Origin of the sequence: Zoogloea sp. LCSB751, assembly GCF_002028455.1 — a bacterium.
In the GTDB taxonomy this organism is placed as follows: domain Bacteria; phylum Pseudomonadota; class Gammaproteobacteria; order Burkholderiales; family Rhodocyclaceae; genus Zoogloea.
Genome location: NZ_MWUM01000003.1, coordinates 288128 through 301373 on the forward strand (window position 1 = coordinate 288128; position 13246 = coordinate 301373).

Sequence of the window (13246 nt, forward strand, 5' to 3'; positions counted from 1 at the left end):
CCGAACACTCAGGCCAATTCTCGGACGTCGGCAAAATGCCCGGCAATCGCCGCGGCAGCTGCCATGGACGGACTCACCAGGTGGGTACGGCCACCGGCGCCCTGACGCCCTTCGAAGTTGCGGTTGGAGGTGGACGCACAACGCTCACCCGGCTCCAGCCGATCTGCGTTCATGGCTAGGCACATGGAACAGCCCGGCTCACGCCATTCGAAACCGGCGGCGATGAAGATCTTGTCGAGCCCTTCGGCCTCGGCCTGACGCTTGACGAGACCGGAGCCTGGCACCACCAGCACCTGCTTGACGTTATCGGCCTTGCGGCGACCACGGGCAACATGCGCGGCAGCCCGCAGGTCCTCGATACGCGAATTGGTGCAGGAACCGATGAAGACCTTGTCGATTGCGATATTTTTGATCGGCGTTCTGGGCGTGAGGCCCATGTACTGAAGCGCGCGCCCCATGCCCTCCCGCTTCACTGGATCCTTCTCGAGGACAGGATCGGGAACGATCCCGTCAATCGGGGCGACCATCTCGGGCGAAGTGCCCCAGGTCACCTGCGGCTTGATCTGCGCAGCGTCGAGCTCGACCACCGCATCGAAACGGGCACCGTCGTCGGAATGCAGGGTGCGCCAGTACTCGACTGCGCGATCCCACACCTCGCCACGGGGCGAAAACGGACGCCCCTTCAGATAGGCAATGGTCTGCTCATCCACCGCCACCAGACCGGCACGGGCCCCCGCTTCAATCGCCATGTTGCAGACGGTCATGCGGCCTTCCATCGTCAGGCTTCGGATCGCGCTGCCACCGAACTCAATGGCGTAGCCGGTACCGCCGGCAGTGCCAATGCGTCCAATAATGGCCAGGACCACATCCTTAGCGGTCACGCCCGCACCAAGCACGCCATCGACACGCACGAGCATCGTCTTGGACTTCTTCTGCAGCAGGCACTGGGTCGCCATTACGTGCTCGACCTCCGACGTACCAATGCCGTGGGCCAGACAGGCAAACGCGCCATGAGTCGAAGTGTGCGAATCACCGCACACGACGGTCATGCCGGGCAGCGTCGCGCCGTTCTCCGGTCCGATAACGTGCACGATGCCCTGCCGCTCGTCCTTGAACGGGAAGTAGGCCAGCGCACCGACTTCACGGATGTTGCTGTCAAGGGTTTCAACCTGCTGACGGGACACCGGGTCTTGGATGCCCATTTCCCAGTGGTCGGTCGGCGTGTTGTGGTCGGCTGTCGCGACGATGGAGTCCACGCGCCACGGCTTGCGTCCGGCCAGCTTGAGGCCTTCGAAGGCCTGCGGGCTGGTGACCTCATGAACCAGGTGACGGTCGATATAGATCAGCGCGGTGCCGTCATCCTCGACGTGCACCACGTGGCTCGACCACAATTTTTCGTAAAGCGTTTGCGCTTGCATGGGCGAAGTAGAGCTGAGGGCGGAAAAACTTTAATTATTTCACAGGCCTTGCGTGCTGAGTAGCTTGCTCGTAAAGGGGCATTACACGGGCGGCGTACTCGCTCAGGTCACGCTGGCGGGTTTCGTTCGACGGGTGGGTCGACAGCCACTGGGGTTGAGCCCCGTTGGAGACCTTGGCCATTTTCTGCCACAGGCTGATCGCCGCACGGGGATCGAAACCCGCTCGCGCGGCCAGTTCAACCCCCATGCGATCCGCCTCGGTCTCGTGCTCGCGGCTGTTGGGCAGCTCGAAACTGACCTTCGCCACGTTACCGATCAAGTCTATCCCAGCTCGGCCTACCCCCAGGGCGGCACCGAGTACACTGACACCGATGTTGGTCACCATCGTCTGGGACGCCCGCTCCCGCGCATGCTCACGCAGCGCGTGAGAGATTTCGTGCCCCATGATTGCGGCGATCTCATCATCGGTCAGGTCAAGACGCTCGATGATCCCCGAATAGAAAGCGATCTTCCCGCCTGCCATGCACCACGCATTGAGCTCCTTCGAGCTGAGCACATTGACCTCCCATTTCCAGGCCGGCGCATCGGGACGGAAAATGCCCGTTACGGGAATCAGGCGACGGGCGACGGCACGCACGCGCTCCACTTCATCCCGGTCCCGGTTCAACGCATTCTTCTGGGCAGCTTCCTGGATGATCTTCTGATAGCTCTGGGAGGAGGCCTGCTCCATCTCCCGAGAAGACACCATCATCATCTGGCGACGCTCCACGCCAACCGCACCGGAATGCGTGGTCTGCACAGACTGGCATGCTGCCAAGCCCCCCAGCGTCAATACGGCGGTGCCCAGCATGCGCCGCCACTCGAACCCCATTTTCATCCTGCTCCCGACATTTCGTTCAATCGAAATCAGACAATCTCCGCTGCGAAACGATCCCGCCAGCCGCGGCTCAAGGTCACGAAGCCCATCAATGCAAATACCGATGCCAGCGTGTATGTCCAGCCGGCTCCGACAAGCTCCCAGGTATAGCCGCTGATCAGCCCCCCCACCACACCACCAGCCCCGAAGGAAATGCTTCCATAGAGAGCTTGCCCTCGCGCCTGATGCTGGGCACCGAACCAGCGATTGACCGCGGCCACGGCTGCTGCATGGTAGGAACCAAAGGTCGCCCCATGCAGCAACTGGGCCAAAACCAATATCACCAACGAGTCGGCCCCCCAGCCAATCATCACGAAACGCAACACGGCGGCGGCAAAGCTGAACAACAGCAGATTACGCAGGGAATACGCCCTCAGCAATTGGGGCATACCCATGAATACCAGAATCTCAGCCAGAACCCCAAGGGTCCACATCCAGCCGACCAGGGTCTTGCTATATCCGTGGGCAACCAAGTGGAGAGAATAGAAAACATACAGCGCCCCATGGGCCGCCGACATGAAAAAACAGGCCGTCAGCAGCGCCCGCACCTCCGGACGGCGGAGAATGCTCCCCAGCGAAACCATTACCACGTTCTCGCGGGCCTTACGGACCTCCGGGATCACCATGGCGCACAGCAGAATGCCCGCAAGAATCCCCAGCGTGACCCACAGCAAATTCCTGATCGGCATCTCGTCGAGCAGATAGCCGAGTCCGAGCACAGCCAGCACAAACCCGACCGAGCCCCACACCCGAATGCTGCCGTAGCGACTCGCCTGGCCTTGCAGATGCGCAAAGGTCAAGGTTTCGACCAGCGGCAACGCAGCGCTCCAGAAGAAGGCCAGGAAGGCCATGCTTACGAAGAGCACCCCATGCGTATTACTGAGCAAGAAACCCGAGAACCCCAGGACGGACAGGACTGCCGACAGGCGGACGATGGGCGCACGCGTGCCAAAACGGTCAGCGAGCCACCCCCAAAGGGTTGGTGCCAGCGTTCGCATGACCGACATCAGCGACATCAGCACCGCAATCTCCGCCGCGGAACTACCGATCGACTGCAGATAGAGGCCGAAATACGGGGAAAAGGCGCCGACAAAGGCGAAGTAGAAGAAGTAATAGCCGGACAGGCGCCAATAAGGAATCATCGGAGAAAAAGTATGGATTACCCCAGCCATCACCAAGAAAAAGAGCGCCCGAAAGCGCTCTTTCCATCTGCCGGAGCTCTCAGCTCACGCGGGCGGAGAACTCCTCAGCAGGTCGTGTAATTGGTCCTTCAGTTTCAGACGACGCTTTTTCAGATCTTCCAGCTGGACTGTCGTAGCCAGCTCTGCGTTGACCTCAACGCGGACAACGTGGCGATTGACGTCATGATACTCATCGAACAGACGGGAAAAATGGCCGTCCGACATCTTCAAAGCGTGAATCTGCTCGCGATACTCAGGAAATTCATGGTTAAGATCGTGTTGCTCCATGCAGTGACTCCCACCTGTTGATAGATTTTGATATCAGGTGGAAATTACTCTACGCCGGCCTTCCAGGTGCTCAGTTGACCGCGATCAAGCCTTCGGGCGTAGTGGGGGTGACGGTACAGCCTGCATACCATCTGGCGCCAAACCAGCCACCTTCAGCGTTGCGCACTCCACGTCCGCATTCTGAGCCCGGTGACGCAGGGCGTGATCCATTAGCACAATGGCCAGCATGGCCTCAGCAATAGGGGTCGCACGAATGCCAACGCACGGATCATGGCGGCCATGGGTATTGATGACCACCTGCTCCCCCGCCTTGTTGATGGAGTGTCGATCCAGGCGAGTGCTGGACGTCGGCTTGATGGCCATGCTGACGAAAACGTCCTGCCCGGTGGAAATCCCGCCCAACACGCCCCCCGCATTGTTCGACAGGAAGCCCGCGGGCGACATTTCGTCCGAATGCTGCGTCCCCAACTGGGAGACACTGCCAAAACCAGCACCGATCTCCACGCCCTTCACAGCATTGATGCTCATCATCGCGTAGGCGATATCGGCGTCGAGACGATCGAAAACAGGTTCTCCCCAGCCCACCGGTACACCGGTCGCAACCACGTTGATCCGCGCGCCGACAGAATCGCCGGACTTGCGCAGATCATCCATATAGCTTTCCAGCTGCGGAACGATGGCCTGATTCGGCGCAAAAAACGCATTGCCATCCACCTCATCCCACGAGACGAAGGGAATGTCGACGGGGCCGAGCTGGGCCATATAACCCCGAATCAACACGCCGTAGCGCTCCTGCAACCACTTGCGTGCAATCGCCCCGGCGGCCACACGCACGGCAGTTTCGCGAGCAGAGGAGCGGCCACCGCCGCGGTAATCGCGAATGCCGTACTTCTGCCAGTAGGCGTAATCGGCATGACCAGGGCGGAAGCTCTCGGCGATGTTGCCGTAATCCTTCGAGCGCTGGTCCTGGTTACGAATCAGCAGCGCAATCGGCGTCCCGGTCGTGACGCCCTCAAAAACGCCCGACAGGATTTCAACCTCATCCGGCTCCCGGCGCTGGGTCACATGCCGGGACGTACCGGGCTTGCGTCGATCCAGTTCCGCCTGGATGTCTGCCTCGCTGATCTGCAATCCCGGCGGACAGCCATCCACCACACAACCGATGGCAGGGCCATGGGACTCACCGAAGGAAGTGACGCAGAACAGCGTACCAAGGGTATTACCGGACATGGGAGGACTCGCTGAAACGGGAGATTAAAGACTAGGCAAGCAAGGCGGCGGAGTCTAGCACGCCGCCGACGCATGGCCGGCGGCGCATGAGAAAAGCCCTTACTTGAAAAACTCGTCCAGACGGCCAAACACCGGATGTTCGCCGTCATGCTGCTTCACGTAGAGAACATCCTCGAGCTTTTCCACCTGCCGGATCATCTTCTCCAGACGTTCATCCTCGAAAATGAGCAACCAGATGCGACTGGTCTCACCGGACCCTACGGGCATGCAGAGGATGCCTTCCACGTTGAAAGCGCGCCGGGCAAACAGGCCGCAAATGTGGCTCATCACCCCCGGGTGGTTGGCAACCGCCAGTTCGAGGACGACTTTTTTGAACCCGGTATGCTCGGGCACATCAGGGATGTATTCGGAAAAGTTGGAGTTCTGTTCGGACATCGTGTTGTCTCCTCTGCGGGCTTAGCCGATCATCTCGGAGTTGGCGGCGCCCGGCGGCACCATGGGATAAACAAATTCGTTCGGGTCGATGGTCGCGTGGATCAGGCAGGGTCCCGGCGTATTGAGCGCCTCAGCCAACACAGCGCGAGGATTGGGCGCCGGATCGAGATCGACAGCCCGCATGCCGAAGCCCTCGGCAATCTTCAGGAAATCGGTCGGACGCTCGTAGCGGGACGCCATGATTCGCTTGCCATAGAAGAGATTCTGCTGCTGGTGCACCAAGCCAAGAGACTGGTTATTGAACAGCACAATCTTCACATTCGCATTCTCCTGCGCCGCAGTAGCCATCTCCTGAATGTTCATCTTCAGACTGCCATCACCGGAAAAACAGACCACCGTGCGCTCAGGCTCAGCCAAGGCAGCGCCGATCGCCGCCGGGAAACCGAAGCCCATCGTGCCAAGGCCACCGGAATTGAGCCACTGGCGGGCCCGGCGGAACGGATAAGCCTGCGCCACCCACATCTGGTGCTGCCCCACATCGCTAGTGATGATGGCACTGTCGTCCAGACAGTTGGCAACAGCATGGATCAGGCCGTAGGGCGAACGGGGATTGTCCACGCCAGGCATGGCCAGCGGGAAGCGGCTCTTCAGACTTTCCACGTGGGACAGCCAACGTTTGCGCAACTGGGGCTTCACGCGCGGCAGCAGCTCGGACAACACCTGCCCCACGTCACCGGCGATGGCCACGTGAGCAGTCTTCACCTTATGCAGCTCCGAACGGTCGATATCGATATGGACAATCTTGGCGTTTGGACAGAACTCCGCGGTCTTGCCGATCGCACGATCGTCGAAACGGGCGCCGACACAGATCAGCAGGTCAGCCTCTTCCAACACATAGTTGGTATAGCGCGCACCGTGCATACCCAGCATACCCAAGGACAGAGGGTGGTCCATCGGCATCGCACCCAGCGCCATCAACGTCATCGTGGTAGGCAGGGATGCCTGTTCGGCAAGCGTAACCGCAAGCTGGGATGCGCCGGAATGGATCACGCCACCACCGAGGTAGAGCACGGGGCGCTCGGCGGCCTCGATCATCCTGGCAATCTCCTCGACGGCACCGATGTCGAAGGTTGGCGCAGCATCGGGCACCACCACATCAGGATACTCTTCGAAGCTGACCATCTGGTTCTGCACATCCTTGGGCACATCCACGAGGACTGGGCCCGGCCGATCGGACATGGCAATACGGAAAGCAGCAGGAATCGCAGTCAGCAACTCTTTGGCAGAGCGGACCAGAAAATTATGCTTGGTGATCGGGATCGTCAGGCCGTAGGTATCCACTTCCTGAAAAGCGTCCGTACCGATCATCGACAAAGGCACCTGACCAGTCAGCGCGATGATGGGAATGGAGTCCAGTTTGGCATCGGCAATGGCCGTAATCAGATTGGTTGCCCCCGGCCCACTCGAGGCCAGACAGACTTCCGGACGGCCGGACACCCGTGCCATGCCCTGGGCAATGAAACCCGCGCCCTGCTCGTGGCGACACAGCACATGGTGAATCTGCTCGCTCTTGGACAGCGCGTCATACATCGGCAGGGCCGCACCGCCCGGCACGCCGGCGATAGTGCGGATACCCTGCCGTTCGAGCAGTTTCACGATCAGGTCTGCTCCAGTCATTTGCATCATCGAAATTCTCCTTGAGGCTTTGGGAGCCGAACAACGTTCCGGGCCGAGGGTATAAAAACAAAACCCCCGCCGGTTGCGCGCCGGCGGGGGTCTGAAAATTCTTTACCGATGACCTGGACCCTTACGACGCGCGCGCACCTACGCTTACTACGCGTACTACGATTACGTCGACAGGCAGGAAACGTGCAATCGGATTCATAAGGTCATATAAAAGACTACGTCGGATTATTCTTCACATCCCATCAAAAACACAAGCTCTTTTTTTGGCCACTCACCCTTGAGCCTGCCCTGAGTCCCGCAAGGCACGCCGGAGGATCTTGCCCACATTGCTCTTGGGCAACGACTCCCGGAACTCAACGAAACGAGGAACCTTGTACCCCGTCAGCTCCGCCCTGCAATGCGCGATCAAAGCCTCGGTGGTCAACTTGGGGTCCTTTCGCACAACAAAGATCTTGACCGCCTCACCAGAGTGCTCATCAGGAACGCCGAGTGCGGCAACCTCCAGCACACCGTGGTGACTCGCAACCACATCCTCAACCTCATTCGGGTAGACATTGAAGCCGGACACCAGAATCATATCCTTCTTGCGGTCAACAATACGCACGAAACCATCAGCATCTATGGTTGCGACATCGCCGGTCCGCAGAAAGCCATCTTGCGTGAAAGCCCTGGCTGTATCCTCGGGGCGTTTGTAATAGCCCTTCATCACCTGGGGCCCCTTCACACACAGCTCTCCTGCCTCTCCCGGCGCGACCTCTCTCCCCTCGTCATCTCTCAAACTGATCGAGGTGGATGAGATCGGGAGTCCGATGGAGTGATTGAACTCAGGCAGATCAAGCGGATTGATGCAGACCGCGGGAGAGGTTTCGGTCAGACCATATGCTTCCGCCAAAGGCTTACCCGTCACTTTCTTCCAGCGATCAGCCACACTCCGCTGAACAGCCATCCCCCCCCCCAAAGCGATCTTCAGCGCAGAGAAATCCAGCTTGGCGAATCCGGGGTCATTCAACAACGCATTGAACAAGGTATTGACCCCGGTTATCACGGTGAAGCGATGACGCCCCAACTCGGCAACGAACCCCGGAATATCCCTCGGATTGGTGATCAGCACGTTGGTTGCGCCGATTTTGAAGAACGTCAGACAGTTCGCAGTAAGGGAAAAGATGTGATATAGCGGCAAAGCGGTGATGATGACTTCGGAACCCGCCTTCACATAGGGGCTGATCCACGCATGGGCCTGCTGCAAATTTGCAACGACGTTGCCATGCGTCAGCATGGCCCCTTTTGCCACGCCAGTCGTCCCACCTGTATATTGAAGATAGGCGAGATCATCATGATCAACGGAGACAGGCTTAAGTTCGCACCTCCGCCCTCGGTTCAGAACCGCGCCAAATCTTCGGCACCCGGGCAAGCTCCAGGCAGGAACCATTTTCCGCACATGGCGGATCGCAAAATTTACAACGGCTGATTTCGGGAACCCCAGCAAATCCCCCAACCCCGTCACTACAACGTGGCGCAAGGACGTACGCGCAATCACATCCTGGAGCGTGTGAGCGAAATTCTCGACGATGACAATCGCCTCACATTCCGCGTCATGCAGTTGATGCTCAAGCTCCCGAGCCGTATATAGCGGATTGACGTTGACCACCGTACATCCAGCCCTCAACACCCCAAACATGGCAACGGGGTACTGAAGGCAATTCGGCATCATCAATGCGACCCGTACCCCTTTGCCCAAACCGAGCTCAGCCTGCAGATAGGCCGCAAAATCGCGGGATCGCGCATCCAGCTCCGCATAGCTCATGGTTTTACCCATGCACACATACGCCACGCGCGGCCCGAAGGTACGGACACTCTTGTCAAACAAGTCGACAAGAGAAGAAAACTCGTCCGGATCGATCTCCACAGGTACACCGGTGGGATAGCTCTTCAGCCATACTTTGTCCATGCAGCCTCCTTCGCCGTTGGTTGTATTGGACAACAGGCAGCTCCCACTCTGCACGGCCCGTTAGCTCACCACGCGGTGCAGCCCCTGCTTCACATCACGCCTGGTCCTCCTCCGCAGGCCAATTGCGGATGTAATTCTTCAGCATGCGATTCTCGAAACTCTGCTCTTCAAGTACGGCCTTAGCAACATCATGAAAAGAAACGACGCCGAGCAGAACGGAATCGTCCATTACCGGAAGATACCGTTGATGATGCTCCACCATCTGCCTGCGCAACTCATCCATTTCCATGTTGGGCGCGGCAACAACAGGAGTCGTCAACATCGCATCCGCGACCGGAAGATCCTGCCACGCGGCACCGGCTTTCTGGGTGCCCAGCAAGACCTCTCTGAAAGTCAGTAATCCCGCCATCCGCCCTTTATCAAACACAACCAAGGACCCCACATCCTGCTCGGTCATGATGGCCACAGCTTCGGAGAGGGCCTTGTTTGGCGCAATGGTAAAAAGGACCTTACCTTTGATCGCGAGAATTTCACTGACCAGCATTTTGTCGTTCCTAGTGGTTGCGCCAAGGCGCCTGAAGATGATTACTGCACGCGATGGTATTCGATTGCAGAGGCAGCGAAAAGTCCGCAGGCATCAGGGCCTTCCCTTATAAACGGCACGCTTGTCGGGGACTGTCCACTTTCAGATCAACACGACGGGTCTCAGCTTCCCCCTGAGGAGGTCAGCGTTCGAGGAATTTCAACTTATCCTTGACACCCCGCCACTGATCCGCGTCAGCCGGAGGATCCTTCCGTTCGACGATAGGCGTCCACTGGGCGGCAAGCTCCGCATTAAGCGCAATGAAACCTTGCTGATTGGCCGGGACATCATCCTCCGCAAAAATCGCTTCCGCAGGGCACTCGGCTACACACAAGGTGCAGTCGATGCACTCTTCCGGGTCGATAACGAGGAAGTTGGGCCCCTCTCTAAAACAATCTACCGGGCAAACATCAACGCAATCGGTGTACTTGCAACGAATGCAGTTTTCGGTCACAACATAAGCCATGGGGCGTACTCCTGTATGTCTTGGAGCCAGCAACTCGCCGATATGGTTCGCGAAGCCAGCCGTGCTGTAAATGATTCAGGGGCTGAAATATACCCCATTCGTCGCCTTGGCAGCGCCCTGCCGCACCTCCGCCCAGCCAAGGGCTCGTATCACAATTTGGCCCAACAGGCGAGAAAAATGCTTTTCTTGTCAAGAAAGATTCGCTACGATGCCCTACACCATCATCGCGCGGCACCGGTCATGCGGTTCCCAGCCGCAGTGAAGGTTCCCTTTCCCCCTTAGTAACGCCCTAACACGCCCCTGAATGTGCGAGGAATCATGAGCGAACATATCCATTACGTCACCGACTCCAACTTTGAAACTGAAGTTCTCCAGTCGGCCAGCCCTGTGCTTGTAGACTACTGGGCTGAATGGTGCGGCCCGTGCAAAATGATCGCCCCCATTCTCGACGAAGTCGCCAGGGAATACGACGGGAAGCTCAAAGTAGCCAAGCTGAACATCGACGAAAATCAGGAAACCCCGGCCAAGTACGGCATTCGCGGCATTCCGACGCTCATGCTCTTCAAGGGCGGCAACATAGAAGCAACCAAGGTTGGCGCATTGTCCAAATCGCAACTCGCTGCGTTCATTGACAGCCACCTATAAATCAGGTTAAGGTTTTAACACTCTACATAGGTACCAGAACGATCTTAAGATACGCCCTGGTACTCAAGTGCAGTTCAGGTATCCTGCCGCTGCGCAAATCGTGACAAATCTGTCACGTTCGAAGTCGTCGCTTACTTCCCCACATTACTCCTCCCCTCACCGCTGCCCGCCATGCAACTCTCGGAGCTGAAGTCTCTCCATGTTGGCCAATTGCTTGAAATGGCAATCGCCAACGAAATTGAAGGCGCCAATCGCCTGCGCAAGCAAGAACTCGTTTTCGCACTTCTCAAGAATCGCGCCAAGAAAGGTGAGCCAATCTACGGTGATGGAGTCATGGAGGTATTGCCTGACGGCTTTGGTTTCCTGCGCTCGCCGGACACCTCGTACCTCGCTGGCACCGACGACATCTACGTCTCTCCCAGCCAGATTCGTCGTTTCAATCTACACACTGGCGATACGGTCGAAGGTGAAATTCGCACCCCAAAGGACGGCGAACGATACTTCGCTCTAGTAAAGGTCGACAAGGTGAACTTCGAGCCTCCAGAGGCATCGAAGCATAAAATCCTGTTCGAAAACCTCACGCCTCTTCATCCGAACCAATGCCTGAAGCTGGAACGGGATATCCGCGGGGAAGAAAATATCACCTCTAGGGTGATCGACATGATTTCCCCCATCGGCAAAGGTCAACGGGGGCTTCTCGTAGCCCCGCCGAAGAGCGGCAAGACGGTGATGCTTCAGCACATCGCCCACTCGATCACCTCAAACCATCCTGATGTCGTCGTTATCGTATTGTTGATTGATGAGCGCCCCGAAGAAGTCACGGAGATGCAGCGCTCCGTCAAGGGCGAGGTCGTGGCATCAACCTTCGACGAGCCAGCCATTCGACACGTACAAGTGGCTGAAATGGTGATTGAGAAGGCCAAGCGACTAGTGGAGCACAAGAAGGATGTTGTGATCCTTCTTGACTCGCTGACGCGTTTGGCAAGAGCTTACAACACCGTCGTGCCTGCATCCGGCAAGGTTCTGACCGGTGGCGTAGACGCAAACGCGCTTCAGAAACCCAAGCGCTTCTTCGGCGCAGCCCGAAATATCGAAGAAGGCGGCTCCCTGACAATCATCGCTACTGCCCTTATTGATACAGGCAGTCGAATGGATGACGTTATATACGAAGAGTTCAAGGGCACCGGCAATATGGAAATCCACCTGGATCGCCGTATGGCTGAAAAGCGTGTTTACCCTGCAATTAATGTTAACCGCTCTGGCACTCGCCGCGAGGAACTTCTTCTCAAGGCTGATGTGCTTCAAAAGGTTTGGGTTCTCCGCAAACTTTTGTATGGAATGGACGACATCGACGCAATGGAGTTCCTGCTCGACAAAATCAAGGCAACGAAAAGCAACAATGAGTTTTTCGATGCCATGCGTCGCGGATAATACGGAAGTACACGCGATACCGGCTTCGCGCAGTTAGCCCGGAAGTGTTTACAAATATGGCGCTGCTTCAGATTGGCGCCATATTACTCATTGATCGAAGCCTGCCGCGAGCCCGACGTCTCGGTCGCCGGCGGCGTGGCCCTGGCCAACAGGATCAACGCCAACCAACAGCGGCGCTGGATGCGCGAGCGGAGCATCGCGCCGCCCGAGTTGTCCTGCCTGCCGTTACGTGTGGCGGCCTCCGAGCCGGTGGGCGGCTCCGTCCCGGTGTAGCTTCCCTCCTGCCCTGATGCGCCAATCCGAATTGAATTGCGCAAGGGGGCTGCGTCGGTCACGGTCGAGTGGCCGGCGTCCTCGGCCGCCGCGTGCGGAGTCTGGCTGCACAAGTGGCTCGGATGATCCGGGTGGAAGCGCTCTGACTGTCGGTGGCGCCGCTCGACATGGAGATGCGAGCCGACATGGACACGCTCCTCGCCCAAGTGCTGGTGGCTAAGCACTAGGATCATCGCTCTACCGTAAGCCCCCGGTAATCCCCTCTTGACCGAGCCTCAGGGTGACTCCAGCCGCCCCGATGCGGCAACAGGCCCCCGATCCGACTCTGCGGCGGAGTCGGCAGGCGGGTGAGGATGTTCTTCAGATAAGCGCACGGTGTATTGACCCAGTAAAACCCTGCTCAGGTGTTAACCTTGAAAGGAAGGACACATGAGTACGGCGATGGAAGACGAAATCAAGCGTTGGACAGCCAAGCGCAAGAGCGCGTTGGTGATGGAGATCCTGCAGGGGAAGACGACGGTGGCGGAGGCCAGCCGTTCTTATGATCTGCCCCCGTCCGAGATCGAGACCTGGATCGATGAGGCGAAGCGGGGCATGGAGAACGCGCTGCGTGCCAACCCGCTGGACATCCGTGAGCAGTACGAGAAGCAGATCAAGCAACTGCAGGAGGCCTACGGGGAAGCGATGCTGGAGCTGCGTGCCCGAAAAAAATTGCAGTCCCTGCTGGGCGAGGACGAGAAGTGATC

At 58.2% G+C, this 13246-nt stretch carries 14 protein-coding genes; 4 read left to right on the forward strand and 10 right to left on the reverse strand.

The window, feature by feature from the left end; translation table 11 throughout:
* Positions 1-8: 8 nt before the first annotated feature.
* From leuC to fdxA, 10 genes are all read right to left on the reverse strand, one after another.
* Entirely contained in the window at positions 9-1418 is a 1410-nt protein-coding gene (gene leuC, locus B4920_RS05830) for a 3-isopropylmalate dehydratase large subunit (RefSeq protein ID WP_079433670.1), read from the reverse strand.
* 34 nt (positions 1419-1452) lie between these two features.
* Positions 1453-2268 (reverse strand): M48 family metallopeptidase, encoded by an 816-nt coding sequence (locus tag B4920_RS05835; protein ID WP_254050842.1) that lies wholly within the window; start codon positions 2266-2268, stop codon positions 1453-1455.
* A 56-nt stretch (positions 2269-2324) separates the two neighbouring features.
* Positions 2325-3476: an MFS transporter gene (locus B4920_RS05840; protein ID WP_079433705.1), complete on the reverse strand. Its 1152-nt coding sequence runs from the start codon at positions 3474-3476 to the stop codon at positions 2325-2327.
* An 84-nt stretch (positions 3477-3560) separates the two neighbouring features.
* Positions 3561-3803, reverse strand: coding sequence for a YdcH family protein (locus B4920_RS05845; protein ID WP_079433672.1), 243 nt, complete (start codon positions 3801-3803; stop codon positions 3561-3563).
* Between the two features lie 84 nt (positions 3804-3887).
* Entirely contained in the window at positions 3888-5033 is a 1146-nt protein-coding gene (gene aroC / locus B4920_RS05850; protein WP_079433673.1) for a chorismate synthase, read from the reverse strand.
* 99 nt (positions 5034-5132) lie between these two features.
* Positions 5133-5468, reverse strand: coding sequence for an acetolactate synthase small subunit (gene ilvN / locus B4920_RS05855; RefSeq protein WP_079433674.1), 336 nt, complete (start codon positions 5466-5468; stop codon positions 5133-5135).
* A 21-nt stretch (positions 5469-5489) separates the two neighbouring features.
* Complete coding sequence (gene ilvB / locus B4920_RS05860) at positions 5490-7154, reverse strand: acetolactate synthase large subunit (protein ID WP_079433675.1); 1665 nt, start codon at positions 7152-7154, stop codon at positions 5490-5492.
* 271 nt (positions 7155-7425) lie between these two features.
* A complete protein-coding gene (locus B4920_RS05865; RefSeq protein ID WP_079433676.1) occupies positions 7426-9102 on the reverse strand; it encodes a long-chain-fatty-acid--CoA ligase in 1677 nt (558 codons plus the stop codon).
* A 94-nt stretch (positions 9103-9196) separates the two neighbouring features.
* The gene (locus B4920_RS05870) at positions 9197-9646 is read right to left on the reverse strand and encodes a CBS domain-containing protein (protein WP_079433677.1); all 450 of its coding nucleotides are present in this window, start codon (positions 9644-9646) and stop codon (positions 9197-9199) included.
* A gap of 181 nt (positions 9647-9827) precedes the next feature.
* Positions 9828-10151 carry a ferredoxin FdxA gene (fdxA, locus tag B4920_RS05875; protein WP_079433678.1) on the reverse strand — a complete coding sequence of 108 codons (324 nt, stop codon included), beginning with the start codon at positions 10149-10151 and terminating at the stop codon, positions 9828-9830.
* Positions 10152-10466: 315 nt separating this feature from the next.
* Here fdxA and trxA point away from each other — a divergent pair, with 315 nt between their 5' ends.
* The 4 genes from trxA (at position 10467) to B4920_RS05895 (ending at position 13244) form a co-directional block, all read left to right on the forward strand.
* Entirely contained in the window at positions 10467-10796 is a 330-nt protein-coding gene (gene trxA / locus B4920_RS05880) for a thioredoxin TrxA (protein ID WP_368664709.1), read from the forward strand.
* Between the two features lie 171 nt (positions 10797-10967).
* Entirely contained in the window at positions 10968-12227 is a 1260-nt protein-coding gene (gene rho / locus B4920_RS05885; RefSeq protein WP_079433680.1) for a transcription termination factor Rho, read from the forward strand.
* A 90-nt stretch (positions 12228-12317) separates the two neighbouring features.
* Complete coding sequence (locus B4920_RS28665) at positions 12318-12500, forward strand: hypothetical protein (RefSeq protein WP_139379433.1); 183 nt, start codon at positions 12318-12320, stop codon at positions 12498-12500.
* A gap of 429 nt (positions 12501-12929) precedes the next feature.
* Positions 12930-13244 carry a transposase gene (locus B4920_RS05895; protein WP_079433682.1) on the forward strand — a complete coding sequence of 105 codons (315 nt, stop codon included), beginning with the start codon at positions 12930-12932 and terminating at the stop codon, positions 13242-13244.
* The last annotated feature ends 2 nt before the right edge of the window (positions 13245-13246 follow it).